The sequence below is a fragment of the Macrococcus brunensis genome (assembly GCF_022343725.1).
Taxonomy (GTDB): Bacteria; Bacillota; Bacilli; order Staphylococcales; family Staphylococcaceae; genus Macrococcus; species Macrococcus brunensis.
Map to the genome: position 1 here is coordinate 1,807,613 of NZ_CP092179.1, position 14,291 is coordinate 1,821,903.

Here is a 14,291-nt window from a genome sequence, read left to right on the forward strand (position 1 = left end):
TCATCTCGAAAGGTTATTCTCTTATTCAAGTTCAGTTATTTCATCTGATTCACCTAAAGTTTCTTCAAGTTCAACCGTTTCTTCTTCAATTATTTCCTCAGAACTTTCCTCTTCGTATAAATCTTCTTCCGTCGTCTCTTCATCGAAAACTTCTTCAGTAGCTTCTTCCGTTAATTCTTCCTCAGCAGTTGCTATGTCCTCATCATCTTCAACTGTTTCGATTTCTTCAGTGTTACCGGTATCTTCTTCCCAGTCAGACGAAGTATCTTCAAATTCTTCAGCTGTTTCTTCATAATCATCTGACTCATTATATAAAACTTCTTCTTCAATCTCATCATCATTTTCATAATCAGACATATCTATGTCATCTATTGTATAACTTTCAACATTATCAACTGAAATATCATAAAAACTATATACATCTATATCATATAGTTCTTCGTAATAATCTAAATAGGCAATAAGTCCCATCAGCTGCAAATACGCAATATATTCTTCAAGTTCCGAACTCGAAAGTTTACTTTTCTCTTCGAGATTTCTTTTCACTTCATCAAAAGTATCTTGTTTAAGACCTTCAGGCAGTTCCTGTGTTTCAACTTTTTGATCAGCCTTTACTGTTTTTACAGACTTTTTCTTATCCTCTGATTCATCTGATTTCATTTCTGCATCAGCCACCTGTTTGAGTTGTTCATCTTCGCTGCTAAAAAATTCTTTTTCTCCTTTTATATATGGGAGTGAAACGATTAATAAAATTCCCATTAATAATAACGCGATAAAAGAAGTTGCTATGGCTTTCATATTCATCAATTGTAAGTCCCCTTATTTGGCATTTGTATACATATTTATTATAGAATGTATATAAACAAAAAACATCTAGCAAAATAAGTTTTTTTACACTATTTAATTTATGATCTAGATTATTGAAATAGCTATTATCATTTATTTACACTTACAAAGTTATTTTAAAATATGTTATATCTTTAAAAATATAAAAGTGTATAATAAATTGAAAATTAATTTATCACAATACATTTATCATTAATCTTGAGTCAGGATTCCTGGTTAACTATCAATGGTAAAAGACAATGGAGTGCATATGGCCTATATTAAGTTTTTAGCAGCTTGGAAAAACCAAGATATCTGTGATCTCAAAAAAATGCTCTCTCAAGATATCGAAGTGCGTATCAGTTACAGTGATAAACAAATCGTCCTTGACTATCCAAGGACTGTTAAATTGTTAGAAAAACGTTTTGAGATTCAGCAAGACTGGCATTTTGATATTATTCAGCAATATACAAGAGAAGATGAAAATATTATTGTCACTAATATTACAAGAGAAGATTCGAATGCACGACTGCTTGAGCCTTTGTTTTTAAGTATTTTTACTTTTAAAGGAGACTCAAACAACAGTCAGTTGATCAGACTTCATATTGAAGCAGAATTAAATCCTATTTAAGTCCACATAAATATTATTTAAATATATCCCATAAGCTAAATGAAGTTTTTTTATACAATTTATTTTTTATTGTCTTTTCAGGATTCTTTAAAAAACCAACTCCCTTTTTTCCATATAAAGGATTGACTGAACTCTTTACTACTCTCTTAGCTTTTCCTGTTGTTCTTGCTTTTATTGACTTTTTAATACTAGGTTTTCTCATCCCAATCTTCATTAAAATTCTCCTTAGAATATATTAAAATATGATTGTATAAACTTACTTTTTACATATATAATTAATATCACTAGTGTTGCATAAATAAATACAGAATTTTCTGAACTTTTATTTTCTACGAAAATTTAAAAATTGAAAACACCTAAACAGAGGTAGCGATCATCCATTTTTTTACTGATGTAATTACGTAATAACTAAGCGACATTTTTTAGTAACTATCAGGGGATAGGCCCCCTGATTCTACGAATCAGATGGTGTCCCTTGCTCCATATAGAGGCTTTAAGTAACCTGGTGATCTGCAGAATACTCTTTCTACTATTATTCTTCAACTTAATCAGCATATTCAAACAGTAGACAATCAAAGCGATATAAACCTGATTGGAGACAGCTGTCTCCGAACAGCCGTAAAATGTTTTGACGTTCAGATGCTGCTTGATCCATTTAAAGAATAGTTCAATCGCCCAGCGTGATTTGTAGATTTCGCCAATCTCCTCCGGAGATAAGTCAAATCTATTGGTCACTAAGACAAGGTTTTTGCCTTTTTCATCCTGAACAGTCACACGGCGAAAGTAATGCTCTGTCTTGTTAGTCGTTGTTCCAAGAACCGCCATCTCATCTGAAATGACGCTGCTCTGTTCGCCGGCACCAAAATCGTGAATGACTCTATGAACCGCATTACTCCGTAATCTGGATACAAAGAAGTAGCCTTCATCAGTCATTTCATCAAATCTGCTGTACTGTACATATCCACGATCAAAAACGTACATACATTCCTTGTCATCCACTAAAAGCTCAAGATGATTCTGATCATTCTCACAGGCATTGGTAAGGTAAAAATCATCTGGATATGAATCATGATCTTCCATGTGAACCAACCGTAAGTGCAGCTTGACACCTGACTTTGTTTTTCTGAACTTTGCCCAGCGATAGTGATGAAGGTTCAGAGGCAGTGTACTTGAGTCAATGATCTTCAATGGTGTAGTGATCTTTCTCTTCTGATTAAAATGCGTCTCCCTCTGGATCTGGTCTAACAGCTGACTGAAGATATCCTTAAAAATCTGTGTGGGAACGTCAGATAGTTTTCTACTGAGCTGAGAATAGCTGATAGAATCAAAACCTAAGGTTTTCTGAAGTTTCTCTGAAAAAACACTGTCACTGACAGCTCGTAGACTTTCGGTCTCAAATAACTGTGAATATAACAGGAGTTTAATGAAAGCACAGGTATCTAGCATCTTTGTATAGTAGTCTAAGTTCAGGATTTTCACCTGTTGAGAAATTTTCTTGAAATCTATCGGTGAAATCCATTGTTCAAATGATGATTTTCTAGTAAACTTATCCATGTTGAGATCCTTTGTATTGGATTTGGATGTGTATTACTACCTCCAACCATTATAAAGGACTTTTTTTGTACAGAAAATAAATTTTTAGAATATTCTATTTAAAACCGTAGGTTGAAATATTTTTATGCAACACTAGTGAATTAATATAACAAACAATAGGGGGAACAAAAAGGTGAAAGGCAATTCTAAAAAACAAGGCTGTTTAGGTTGTGGATGCTTATTACTTATTATTTTATTTTTTGCTGGTTGTGTAGGATCATGCATGGACTCCGATACTACTAAAAAAAGCAATCAATCAACTAAGGTTTCCACACAAGATTCAAGCGCTAAGGAAGATGAATTAAGAAAAAAAGAACAGGAATTAAAACAAAGAGAAGATGAACTTAAGAAAAAAGAACAGAAACAAAAAACTTCCGAGAGAAAAATTGAAGAGCAAACTAGTGAAGCTCCAACTACAGAACAAACAAAAACTGAAGCTGTTTATAGTGAAAACCCTACTGCTGAAAATCAATATAAAGTTAATAACTTTTCATCTTCAAATGGTGAAAGGAATTATGATGATGATTCAAATAAGGGCACTGGAACTCCTTCTGCTACCTATTATCCAAACTGCACCGCAGCAAAAGCAGCTGGCGCTGCTCCTATTTCAATGGGACAACCTGGCTATGGAAAACACTTAGATCGTGATGGTGATGGTGATGGTATAGGGTGTGACAAATAGTTTACAGAATGAAATTAGATAGTCATCTCAACCTTACTTTAAATATAAGTGCTCAATAATAATACAATACTACACTACAAATTCAAGAACGCTTTCAAATTAATAATTTAGAATAATCTATTGTAGTTTTACAAATTTTATTTAATGAGCTTGATTGTAAATATTTAATTTTAAAAACCACTTGCACGCAAAAACCCACCGTTCAAAAATTATTGAACGGTGGGTTTTATTTTACTTATTTATAAGAGATTAATTACATCATGCCCGGCATGCCGCCCATTCCCATTTCTCCACCTGCTGGTGTTTCTTCCGGAATGTCTGCGACAACTGCTTCTGTCGTTAAGAACATCGCTGCGACTGATGCTGCATTTTGTAATGCTGAGCGTGTTACTTTTGTTGGATCGACGATTCCTGCTTCAATCATGTTGACCCATTCATCTGTCGCTGCATTGTAACCCACGCCTGTTTCTGCGTGTTTGATTTTTTCTACGATGACTGATCCTTCAAGTCCTGCGTTTTCAGCAATCTGACGGATTGGTGCTTCTAATGCTTTTAAGACGATTTTCACACCTGTTGCAACGTCGCCTGTTGCTTCTACTGCTGCGACTTTGTTGTAGATAGAAACAAGTGCTGTTCCCCCACCTGCAACGATACCTTCTTCTACTGCTGCACGTGTAGAGTTCAATGCGTCTTCGATACGAAGTTTACGTTCTTTAAGCTCTGTTTCTGTAGCGGCACCGACTTTAATGACAGCGACTCCGCCAGATAATTTCGCTAAACGTTCTTGTAATTTTTCTTTATCGAATTCTGATGTTGTTTCTTCAATCTGCGCTTTTAATTGAGAGACACGTGCTGAGATGTTGTTCACATCGCCTTTACCTTCTACGATTGTTGTATCATCTTTTGTCACGTGTACTTTTGCTGCCTGTCCAAGCATATCGACTGTTGTTTCTTTCAGCTCTAAGCCTAAGTCGTCTGTGATGACTTGTCCGCCTGTCAGAATCGCCAGGTCTTCAAGCATCGCTTTACGACGGTCGCCGAAGCCCGGTGCTTTAACTGCAACGGCTGTGAATGTACCGCGTAAACGGTTTAAGACGATGTTTGTCAGTGCATCACCTTCTACGTCTTCTGCAACGATTAAGATTGGACGTGATGTTTGTACAACCTGCTCAAGTAATGGCAGTAAGTCCTGGAATGATGAGATTTTTTTGTCTGTGATTAAGATAAATGGGCTTTCAAGGTCAGCGACCATTTTATCTGAATCTGTCACCATGTATGGTGAAGCATATCCACGGTCAAACTGCATCCCTTCTACCACTTCAAGTTCTGTTTTGAAGCCTTTAGATTCTTCGATTGTGATGACACCGTCGTTACCGACTTTCTCCATCGCTTCTGAGATGAACTGACCGATTTCTTCGTCAGCTGCTGAGATAGCGCCGACTTGTGCGATCTCTTCTTTGCTTGAGACTTCTTTAGAGATAGCTGCAAGTTCTTCTAATGCGACTGCAACTGCTTTATCGATTCCTTGACGGATGCCGACAGGGTTCGCACCACTTGTGACGTTTTTCAGGCCTTCCTGAATCATTGCCTGTGCAAGTACTGTTGCTGTTGTTGTACCGTCACCGGCGATTTCATTTGTTTTGTTCGCCACTTCTGCGACGAGCTTAGCACCCATGTTTTCATATGGATCTTCTAATTCAATTTCTTTTGCGATTGTCACACCATCATTTGTGATGAGGGGTGCTACGAATTTTTTATCGAGTACGACATTGCGACCTTTTGGCCCAAGCGTTACTTTAACTGCATTGGCAAGTTTGTCAACACCTTCAAGCATTGAGCGTCTTGCATCTTCAGAGAATTTAATTTCTTTAGCCATGTGTGAATGCCTCCATTATTTTAAATGTTTATATTATTCTACGATTGCGAGTACGTCGTCTTCAGAAAGCACTAAATATTTAGCTTCGCCGACTTTCACTTCAGAACCACCGAACGGTGAATAGATGATTTTATCTCCTGCTTTAACTTGCATTTCAGCGCGTGCGCCGTTCTCCAGTAAACGGCCAGGTCCTACAGCAGCAACAATACCTTCATTTGATTTCTCTTTTGCTGACTCTGTCAGAATGATACCACTTGCTGTTTTCTGTTCCTGTTCCTTCAGTTCTAAAATCACGTTGTTCCCTAATGGTCTTAACATGTGAAATCCTCCTTAGTGGAATGTATAAGCACTCTTATCGTTCAAGTGCTAATATACTTTAATATTAATCAAAGAAGGTCAAGATTGCAATTGATTTGCTGTATAAAATTTTTACTAACATCATTTTTACTGTACAATGAAAATATATTGAATTGAAGGAGTTAGCTATGAAATTAAGTCGTCTCTGGGCAGATATTTTGATTGTCCTTATCTACGGGGGAGCTCAAATCTCTTCTCTTATCCCTGCTATTATTTACGCCAACCAGAATCTTTCAGCTTCTGAAATGATGATGAAGGTGATTCCATATATGATTGGAGCTTTTATTCTCGCAAGTGTTCTCGTGTATTTCATCAATAGAAGCATCACGAATGAAACACATCTGGAACGTCTGCCTAAAGAGCGATGGCTGTATACAGTCATTTGGATTATCGCCGGATTCTTTATGGCGCTAGTGGCGCAGGCTATCATGAATATGATTAATATCTACGTGCTGCATCAGCCTGCTGAAAGTCAGAATACGACAGACATCATGGCAGTCGCAAAACAGAATCCGCTCTTTATTATCATTATTTCACTAGCCGGTCCGTTCCTGGAGGAATTCGTCTTCCGTAAAGTCATCTTCGGCGAATTATATGAATTCATCCGTTTACCACGCTGGGCAGCATTCCTGATCGCTGGCACACTGAGCGGTTTGATTTTTGCTGCTGCACACATGGATTTCGACCATACACTCATTTATCTGGGTATGGCATTTGTTTTTGCAGGACTTTATGTAGCCACTCGCCGCATTATCGTACCGATTCTTGCCCATATGATGATGAACTCTTTTGTCGTCATCATGCAGTTTACAATGGGTGATAAAATAGAAGAAGCTGCCAAACAGATGAAGAGTACCACACAGTTCATCTGGCATCTCTTAATATAAAAGTGTCGCAGTTCAGTTAAAAACTGCGACACTTTTTATGTTTCTAATAGTTTCAATATATCCATTTTTCTATTCACTTCACGCTTCGTTTCATCCTGATTCTGCATACCTTGCTGATACTTCGACAGCTCCCAGACCAGCATTTTGACAGTATTGACTAATAAGAAGAGACTAAATTCCGTTGTATAGTCCGTTTGATTCATTTCATAGGGCATCATCTGATGGAATGCGTCGCGGTAATAATTGATTTCTTCTATAGTCGCAAAATCCTGCAGCAGCATTGTGATATCACGGACAGGGGATGATAGAGCTGCTCGCTCCCAGTCAATCAGCTGAATATGAGAGCGGTCAAAAATATTGCCCCGGTGAAGATCGCCATGTGTCAGCACAAGCGGTAACTTCAGCTGGTAGTGCTTGACCTGCATCTCGTCATAGTAACGATCAATTGTTATCATCAGATCGATATTCAGTTCATCACAAAGATCACGCAACCACGTGCGTTCTATCTCATCAAGAGGATAGACAGGCACTTCTACCGGCGCACGCTGTATACAGATGAGTTTTTGTATGATCCGCTTCGTCTGTTCTTCTGTCAGGTGCCGGCCCGCCAGAGATTCACCTAAATCTTTCATGACCATGACATCATTATCCAGATAGACGACGGGTAGTTCAATCGAGTCGCCCAGCTTTCGATAGATATCTGCTTCTGTCTTATCAATCAGCTTAATCACCAGATGACCTGCACGGTATAACTGGTGAGTTTGCTGGTCAAGTGGTTTAAAGTCTTCCAGTGTCAGCTGAAACTGATGGGCGACTGTTAGTAACGCTTGACGCCCCATAAACGTTCCTCACAGCGCTCAATAATGGTGCGCAGTGCCTTGATGCGTGCAGCTTTCTTGTTGTTAGCGGGTACAATAACCCACGGCGCATTCTCTTTAGATGTCTTTTTGATCATGTCTTCACTTGCTTCGAGATAGATGTCCCATTTTTCGCGGTTACGCCAGTCTTCATCTGTAATCTTCCATTGTTTCTCCGGTGTATTCTGACGTTCTTCAAAACGCGTCAGCTGCTCTTCTTTGTCAAGAACGAGGAAGAACTTGATGACGATAGCCCCTTCAAGCGTCAGGCTCTTCTCGAAATTATTGATTTCTTCGTATGCACGTTGCCATTCTTCCGTAGAGGCGAATCCTTCTACACGCTCGACGAGTACGCGACCGTACCAGCTGCGGTCAAAGATTTCGATATGACCGGTTCTCGGAATCTGTGTAGCGAAACGCCATAAGTAGTGATAGCTCAGCTCTGTTTCTGTAGGGGCAGAAATAGCGTTGACTTCATAACCTGTCGGATCCAGGCTCTCACGAACACGCTTGATATTACCGCCTTTACCCGCTGCATCCATCCCTTCATAGACTAAAATCATCGGAATTTTACGTTCATAGAGTGCATACTGCAGTTCACGCATTCGTTGCTGCAGCTCCGGCAGCAGCTCTTTGTAATCATCTTTCGACATTTCATCTTCTGTATCTTCGAATAAGTCTGTTTCAAAATGATCTGTGAATTTGCCATCTACTTCTTTTTTGTCTTCTTTTTTCTTTTTATCTTTCAGCGCTTGTTCCAGTTCCTTGATGATGGTCTCATACATATCATTAACAGCCTGGCCACGCTCTGTATAGTTGATGGTATGCCATGGTGCAATATCCTTTGTTTCTTTCATCAGCACATCCATATCATCAAGATAAATATCTGCCGGAATTGCTTTCTCAAACTCCTGTGCTTTCCAGCGTGTCAGCGGGTTCTCTTTTGTCTGCTGAATATGTTCCTGACGTTTCTTCTCATCTACGACCACATTGAATTTAATGATGCGGTAGCCATCATCAAGAAGCATCTTCTCGAACCCTTTGATTTCACTTAACAGAACATGATGGTCCTTAAAGATTTCCGGTTTCAGGTTATGGTGCTTGTAATCAATCAGATTCGCATACCAGCTACGGAAGTATAACGTTAAATCACCGTGCTTCGGTAAGTTCTTCCAGTAAGGAAATAAGAACGGCATTCTTAAGTCTTTTTCTGAAGGTGTCTTTGTAGCGTAAAAATGCGTATACTTCGCATCAAGCGCTAGTAACAGTTCATTGGACAGTCTTGATTTACCTGCTGCTGCCACCCCTTCAAATATAACCATGACTGGTATTTTGGCTTCATGAGTCTGTCTGACGAGTTCTGCTACTTTCAGTTCTAATGTTTCATCGATTTTAGTCATCTGTTTCTCCTCCTCTTCATTACAATGTCTGTTCCCTCTTTCAAAACGCTTCATGTATCTTAATTTGACAGAATATTGTAATATTAAATTAAGCATACCTAAGGAGGATACATATGACAACTACATTTAAAGACTTTGAATATCAGCGCCCTGATTTAAATGCAGCAAGAGAGAAAGCCGATCAGCTGTTAAATCAGTTTAAACATGCAGCAAGTGCTGAAGACCAGATCCAGCTGATTGATGAGCTTAATCACATCAGACGTGAGATTGACACTTATTCAAATATAGCCTATATCCGTGCATCTATCGATACCAATGATGCTTTTTATTCTGATGAAAGAGATTATTTTGATGCGAATGGTGCTAAGATCGTCGCACTGGAAGCTGCTTACTTTGAAGCACTTCTAAATAGTCAGTTCCGAGAAGAGTTAGAGGCTCACTATGGTCAGCAGCTCTTTGATCTGGCTGCAAACGTCGTCAATTCTTACTCAGAAGAAGTCGAAGAACTGATCAATCAGGAAAATAAACTGAGCAGTGACTATTCAAAACTGATTGCCAGTGCACTGATTGAGTTCGACGGTCAGGAACTGACACTCACGCAGATGTCGCCTTACACACAGTCACCAGACCGTGAAACCCGTATCGAAGCAACAAAAGCCGTCCAGTCATTTATGGGCAAACATTTAGCTGATTTTGATGAGCTTTATGATCAGCTGGTAAAAGTACGCCACGACATTGCAGTGAAACTAGGTTTTGATAATTTTATAGAGCTCGGCTATATGCGTATGCAGCGTATCGACTACAATCAGGAGATGGTACGTGATTACCGTCGTTCAGTAGAAGAGTTTGTCGTGCCTGTTGCGACAAAACTCTATCAGCAGCAGGCGGAACGGATTGGCGTTGACAAACTGAACTTCTATGATGAATCTGTCATGTTCTTAAATGGTAACGAAAATCCTAAAGATGATGCTGAAGTCATTCTGGAAAATGGCCGCAAAATGTACAGTGAACTGAGCCCTGAAACAGATGAATTCTATCAATATATGATGGAACACGAACTGTTCGATGTTCTTGCTAAAAAAGGCAAGGAAGCAGGCGGTTACTGTACTTATATCGACCGCTACCGTGCACCGTTCATCTTTGCAAACTTCAATACGACAGACCATGATATCACGGTACTGACTCATGAAGCAGGACATGCGTTTCAGGTTTATTCTTCACGAGATTTAACAGTGCCGGACTACTTATGGCCGACACATGAAGCCTGTGAAATTCATTCGATGAGCATGGAGTTCTTCACTTACCCTTGGATGGACCTATTCTTCCAGAATGCGGATAAATTTAAATATAAACATTTAACGGATGCCATTCAGTTCTTACCATACGGCGTCGCTGTGGATGAATTCCAGCATGGTGTCTATGAAAATCCTGAGATGACACCAGCCGAAAGAAGATCACTCTGGAAAACCATCGAGGAAAAATATCTGCCGCATCGTGATTATGACGGTATCATGCCGCTTGCTGAAGGTTCACTCTGGCATCGTCAAAATCATATTTTCAGTTCTCCGTTCTATTATATCGACTACACGCTTGCACAAGTGTGTGCGTTCCAGTTCTTTAAACGCAGTCGTGAGGACTTTGCTTCTGCCTGGCAGGATTATCTGCACTTATGCCAGCTGGGTGGTTCACTACCGTTTAATACGCTGGTTAAAGAAGCCCATCTTGCGTCACCATTTGGTACAGGGACACTGAAAGATATTATGATCTACCTTGAGAACTATATCGATCAGATTGATGCTTCAAAATTCTAAGTTAAAAGCCCTTATGTCTATATAACATAAGGGCTTTTAACTATGCTTTAAAACGTGACAATGCTAAAAGTGACAATCCGCTTAACATCAGTAAAATCACAGCTAAGTAAGATTTTTCTTCTCCTGTTTCAGGCAGGATATGCAGTTTCTTTTTATCTTCTTTCAGTTTAAGCTTTTTTGTTACGATATCATTGATCTGCTTATCTAATGACTTATAAAACTTTTCAGATGATTCAGGATGAAAACGTCCGACTTTTATCGGTTTAGAGGGCTGTTCATCCAGCTCAGGCTGTGTTGCAGGCTGCGGTGCTTCAGATTCAACTCCCCCCGGAGTGACCGGCTCCTGAACAGCTGGCGGTGTTGCAGGCTGGTTCTGTGAGATAGACGGTGCAGGTTGAGCGGGCGTCAGCTCAGGCTGCTCAACAGATGGTGCAGGTTCATAGGAATGAACAGGCGGTTGTTCTGTAGTGATGCTTTCAGATGAAGGCGCCTCTGTTATAGGCACTTGCGTAACAGGTGCCTGCATAGTAGGTGCTTCGGTTCTTGGGATTTCTGTTACAGGAATCTCTGTTCTGGGCACTTCCGTACTTGGCAGTTCAGTCGTCATTGATTCCGTTGAAGGTGCTTCAGTCTTAGGTGCTTCAGTCTTAGGCGTCTCTGTCGTCACTGGCTGATCCGGCATCTCTGCTGAAATGATCTCTATCGTTTCATCGGCGCTATTTTTTCCGATAGGTTCAGCTGCATCTACATCACTTGTCCCTGCATAAGTCAGCGTCAGCACTAAAGTCGAGGTTAAAAATAGTTTACGCATGATTGTTCCTCCATATTTCTGTTAACACCCATTATATAGGAAGAAGTGTATAATAACTATTAGTGTTGTAGAATGTTATCAAGTCTTAATAAATAATATCTTACTGCAATGAAAAGTAATATTTGCATTTCAAATAAATGATTAGTATAATAATTATATTAGATATATTAATTATATGGAGGTAGGCAATGGAAACAAAATTTTTTACCCATGATACACATATGGGTGCTGTTCATCTGAACGTCAATTTTCTGGACAACAGTATCCGCTTCTATCATGAAATACTCGGAATGGCTATACTTGAACAGAATAAGACATATACCGTTTTAGGTCTTTCAGGACGTCCACTTGTCTATCTATATGAGACACGCACACCACGTGCTACGGGACAAGCCGGTCTGTTCCATATGGCTTTACTTGTACCTTCTCGTACAGAACTCGGGAATGTCTTCAATCATTTAATCAAGACTCAGTATCCGCTAGCAGGCGCCAGTGACCATGACGTTTCAGAAGCGATATACCTTCAGGATCCTGAAGGTAATGGCATTGAAATCTATCGTGACCTGCCATCTGCTGAATGGAGATTCCAGGACAACGGTCATGTCGTCATGGGGACGACAGAAATGGATTATCAGGGTGTACTGGAGGCAAATGACGGTAAACCGTTTACTGGCCTGCATCCTGATACTATCATGGGGCACGTTCATTTATCAGTAAAAGATATACCCTCATCAATCGCTTTCTATGAAGATGTCTTCGGTATGGACATCATGCAGTTATACGGCCCGCAGGCTGCTTTTATGAGTGCAGCAGGCTATCATCACCATTTAGGACTGAACACTTGGCAGCATGCACAAGTTTCACCTGAACTGGATGCACCTGGCCTGAGAAAGTTTGAAATCAACATTCCTAATCCGGAAGACTTTGAATATTTCAAACAGCAGTTAGAAGCTAAAGGGCTGCACACAGAAAAAGATGGTCATTCAGAAATCCTGCGTGACCCGAATGGCATCGCTATTCGGGTGATGTACCAACAACATTAAAAATCTGGAGGTTATTATGATGTTATTTAAAAAAATCGGTTATGAAAACTTTGGTCAGGCAATGGAAAAACGTCGCTCAATCTATGATATTAAAGGTGAAATTCCACTCTCGGACGCTAAAATCGAAAGTATTTTATCTGATATTATTAAGCACGTTCCTTCTGCATTCAATTCACAGTCTACACGCCTTGTCTTACTTTTAAATGACCAGCATCAAAAGCTTTGGGATCTAACGGCTGACGCCTTAAAAGAGAAAATGGGAACCGAGCGCGATTTCTCAGCAACAGAAGCTAAATTAAATAGCTTCAAAGCGGGTTACGGCACTGTTCTGTTCTTCGAGGATGAAATAGTTGTAAAAGGGCTGCAGGACAACTTTGCCGCTTATGCAGATAACTTCCCTATCTGGAGCCATCATACAAACGCGATGCATCAGTATGCAGTATGGACTGCATTCGCTACTGAAAATATCGGTGCATCTCTGCAGCATTATAACGGGGTCATCGACGAAGCCGTTTATACTGCATTTGATATTCCACGTGACTGGAAACTCGTTGCACAGATGCCATTCGGTACAATCGGTACACAAGCAGACGCTAAAGAATTTAAACCCGTTGAAGACCATCTCATCATCAAGAAATAATGAAGAGCTCGCATTTATAAATTAAAACCAGCAATCATATCTGATGAAAATTCAGATGTGATTGCTGGTTTTTTGTTTTAAAATTATTGATGCGTTTTTTCTTTCATCTCGAGTATCGTCTAACTATCAAGTGATGGACTGCAGATGACGGATTTTCATATACAGCACATCAATAACCGCATGTTGAACCAGTCGACTCGTCATATCTTGTTCATAGGAAGACAGCAGATTAACTTGAGCCCGAGGCGATACTTGATGTCCAAGCATAATAAGAGTTTGATGAGAAGATAAAGGTTGTTCCGGCTTATATTCATCCATCATCATCACCACTTTAAAATAACTGGCTAGTTTGAGGTAGCGCTCATATGTCTGAACGATGTCACAAGAAATACCTATCTCAGCCAGTCTGAGCTTAAAGTCGAGTGCAACAGATATCTGGTCAGTCTGACAGTATATTAACACCCGCTTTTCCAGTTCAATTACTTCAGCTGCACCATCGATTTGCTTAAAATCAAGCAAGCGTTCTGTCCGCTTCAGAGCTTCCTGCATGCCATTAAATGTCTGATGTATCAGCGCTGAAGTTGAGTCTGTCTTTTGCCTGAGCTGGATTTCGTGCTCCAGCATGTGCAGATCTCTCATCAGTACCAGCTTCATCTCACGCAGACCACTGAAGCCGATTCTCTGGCTGAAACGCACTAATGCAGATCCACTGACCTCCGCCTGTACAGCGAGCGTTTTCCCGGGTAATGTTGCAAAATCCAGCGGGCTTTCCTTAATAAGTGCAGCAATTCTCTTCTCGACAGGCGACAAGAGATGCTCTATAGATTGAAGCTGATTCAGAACAATCGGCATACTCATCACTCTTCTCTTTTAAGATA

At 39.8% G+C, this 14,291-nt stretch carries 15 protein-coding genes; 6 read left to right on the forward strand and 9 right to left on the reverse strand.

Features of this window, described 5'->3' with window-relative positions; translation table 11 throughout:
• Nucleotides 1-21: 21 nt before the first annotated feature.
• The gene (locus MGG13_RS09545) at nt 22-798 is read right to left on the reverse strand and encodes a hypothetical protein (protein ID WP_239034724.1); all 777 of its coding nucleotides are present in this window, start codon (nt 796-798) and stop codon (nt 22-24) included.
• A 274-nt stretch (nt 799-1,072) separates the two neighbouring features.
• Between MGG13_RS09545 and MGG13_RS09550 the strand changes: the two genes are divergently transcribed.
• Nucleotides 1,073-1,456, forward strand: coding sequence for a hypothetical protein (locus tag MGG13_RS09550; protein ID WP_239034725.1), 384 nt, complete (start codon nt 1,073-1,075; stop codon nt 1,454-1,456).
• Nucleotides 1,457-1,469: 13 nt separating this feature from the next.
• Here the strand turns inward: MGG13_RS09550 and MGG13_RS09555 are convergent, their stop codons facing one another.
• On the reverse strand, nt 1,470-1,670 hold the full coding sequence (locus tag MGG13_RS09555; protein WP_239034726.1) for a hypothetical protein: 201 nt from the start codon (nt 1,668-1,670) through the stop codon (nt 1,470-1,472).
• A gap of 218 nt (nt 1,671-1,888) precedes the next feature.
• Nucleotides 1,889-3,010 (reverse strand): IS4 family transposase, encoded by a 1,122-nt coding sequence (locus tag MGG13_RS09560; protein WP_239034727.1) that lies wholly within the window; start codon nt 3,008-3,010, stop codon nt 1,889-1,891.
• 172 nt (nt 3,011-3,182) lie between these two features.
• On the opposite strand from MGG13_RS09560, the gene MGG13_RS09565 reads away from it, so the two are divergent.
• Entirely contained in the window at nt 3,183-3,731 is a 549-nt protein-coding gene (locus MGG13_RS09565; protein WP_239034728.1) for an excalibur calcium-binding domain-containing protein, read from the forward strand.
• A 253-nt stretch (nt 3,732-3,984) separates the two neighbouring features.
• Here MGG13_RS09565 and groL read toward each other — a convergent pair whose 3' ends face one another.
• Both groL and groES read right to left on the reverse strand, forming a co-directional pair.
• Nucleotides 3,985-5,607, reverse strand: a complete 1,623-nt coding sequence (groL, locus tag MGG13_RS09570; protein WP_239034729.1) for a chaperonin GroEL — start codon at nt 5,605-5,607, stop codon at nt 3,985-3,987.
• A 33-nt stretch (nt 5,608-5,640) separates the two neighbouring features.
• Nucleotides 5,641-5,925 (reverse strand): co-chaperone GroES, encoded by a 285-nt coding sequence (gene groES / locus MGG13_RS09575; protein ID WP_239034730.1) that lies wholly within the window; start codon nt 5,923-5,925, stop codon nt 5,641-5,643.
• A gap of 167 nt (nt 5,926-6,092) precedes the next feature.
• On the opposite strand from groES, the gene mroQ reads away from it, so the two are divergent.
• On the forward strand, nt 6,093-6,851 hold the full coding sequence (gene mroQ / locus MGG13_RS09580) for an intramembrane glutamic endopeptidase MroQ (protein ID WP_239034731.1): 759 nt from the start codon (nt 6,093-6,095) through the stop codon (nt 6,849-6,851).
• 35 nt (nt 6,852-6,886) lie between these two features.
• Here the strand turns inward: mroQ and MGG13_RS09585 are convergent, their stop codons facing one another.
• Together MGG13_RS09585 and MGG13_RS09590 are read right to left on the reverse strand one after the other, a co-directional pair.
• Nucleotides 6,887-7,690 (reverse strand): phosphotransferase family protein, encoded by an 804-nt coding sequence (locus MGG13_RS09585; RefSeq protein WP_239034732.1) that lies wholly within the window; start codon nt 7,688-7,690, stop codon nt 6,887-6,889.
• Nucleotides 7,669-9,108 carry a phosphate--AMP phosphotransferase gene (locus MGG13_RS09590; protein ID WP_239034733.1) on the reverse strand — a complete coding sequence of 480 codons (1,440 nt, stop codon included), beginning with the start codon at nt 9,106-9,108 and terminating at the stop codon, nt 7,669-7,671. Before MGG13_RS09590 ends, MGG13_RS09585 begins: the two co-directional genes overlap by 22 nt.
• A 113-nt stretch (nt 9,109-9,221) precedes the next feature.
• Here MGG13_RS09590 and MGG13_RS09595 point away from each other — a divergent pair, with 113 nt between their 5' ends.
• Nucleotides 9,222-10,919, forward strand: a complete 1,698-nt coding sequence (locus tag MGG13_RS09595; RefSeq protein ID WP_239034734.1) for a M3 family oligoendopeptidase — start codon at nt 9,222-9,224, stop codon at nt 10,917-10,919.
• Nucleotides 10,920-10,959: 40 nt separating this feature from the next.
• Here MGG13_RS09595 and MGG13_RS09600 read toward each other — a convergent pair whose 3' ends face one another.
• A complete protein-coding gene (locus MGG13_RS09600) occupies nt 10,960-11,730 on the reverse strand; it encodes a hypothetical protein (RefSeq protein WP_239034735.1) in 771 nt (256 codons plus the stop codon).
• A 188-nt stretch (nt 11,731-11,918) separates the two neighbouring features.
• On the opposite strand from MGG13_RS09600, the gene MGG13_RS09605 reads away from it, so the two are divergent.
• Together MGG13_RS09605 and MGG13_RS09610 are read left to right on the forward strand one after the other, a co-directional pair.
• On the forward strand, nt 11,919-12,773 hold the full coding sequence (locus tag MGG13_RS09605; RefSeq protein ID WP_239034736.1) for a VOC family protein: 855 nt from the start codon (nt 11,919-11,921) through the stop codon (nt 12,771-12,773).
• A 16-nt stretch (nt 12,774-12,789) separates the two neighbouring features.
• Entirely contained in the window at nt 12,790-13,413 is a 624-nt protein-coding gene (locus MGG13_RS09610; RefSeq protein ID WP_239034737.1) for a nitroreductase family protein, read from the forward strand.
• Between the two features lie 126 nt (nt 13,414-13,539).
• Here MGG13_RS09610 and MGG13_RS09615 read toward each other — a convergent pair whose 3' ends face one another.
• On the reverse strand, nt 13,540-14,271 hold the full coding sequence (locus tag MGG13_RS09615) for a MurR/RpiR family transcriptional regulator (protein WP_239034738.1): 732 nt from the start codon (nt 14,269-14,271) through the stop codon (nt 13,540-13,542).
• Nucleotides 14,272-14,291 lie beyond the last annotated feature (20 nt).

Bases quoted from the DNA above. Each gene is read 5' to 3' on its own strand.
- MGG13_RS09545 (WP_239034724.1), bottom strand. From the start codon at position 798: ATGAAAGCCATAGCAACTTCTTTTATCGCGTTATTATTAATGGGAATT.
- MGG13_RS09550 (WP_239034725.1), top strand. From the start codon at position 1,073: ATGGTAAAAGACAATGGAGTGCATATGGCCTATATTAAGTTTTTAGCA.
- MGG13_RS09555 (WP_239034726.1), bottom strand. From the start codon at position 1,670: ATGAAGATTGGGATGAGAAAACCTAGTATTAAAAAGTCAATAAAAGCA.
- MGG13_RS09560 (WP_239034727.1), bottom strand. From the start codon at position 3,010: ATGGATAAGTTTACTAGAAAATCATCATTTGAACAATGGATTTCACCG.
- groL (WP_239034729.1), bottom strand. From the start codon at position 5,607: ATGGCTAAAGAAATTAAATTCTCTGAAGATGCAAGACGCTCAATGCTT.
- groES (WP_239034730.1), bottom strand. From the start codon at position 5,925: ATGTTAAGACCATTAGGGAACAACGTGATTTTAGAACTGAAGGAACAG.
- mroQ (WP_239034731.1), top strand. From the start codon at position 6,093: ATGAAATTAAGTCGTCTCTGGGCAGATATTTTGATTGTCCTTATCTAC.
- MGG13_RS09585 (WP_239034732.1), bottom strand. From the start codon at position 7,690: ATGGGGCGTCAAGCGTTACTAACAGTCGCCCATCAGTTTCAGCTGACA.
- MGG13_RS09590 (WP_239034733.1), bottom strand. From the start codon at position 9,108: ATGACTAAAATCGATGAAACATTAGAACTGAAAGTAGCAGAACTCGTC.
- MGG13_RS09595 (WP_239034734.1), top strand. From the start codon at position 9,222: ATGACAACTACATTTAAAGACTTTGAATATCAGCGCCCTGATTTAAAT.
- MGG13_RS09600 (WP_239034735.1), bottom strand. From the start codon at position 11,730: ATGCGTAAACTATTTTTAACCTCGACTTTAGTGCTGACGCTGACTTAT.
- MGG13_RS09605 (WP_239034736.1), top strand. From the start codon at position 11,919: ATGGAAACAAAATTTTTTACCCATGATACACATATGGGTGCTGTTCAT.
- MGG13_RS09610 (WP_239034737.1), top strand. From the start codon at position 12,790: ATGATGTTATTTAAAAAAATCGGTTATGAAAACTTTGGTCAGGCAATG.
- MGG13_RS09615 (WP_239034738.1), bottom strand. From the start codon at position 14,271: ATGAGTATGCCGATTGTTCTGAATCAGCTTCAATCTATAGAGCATCTC.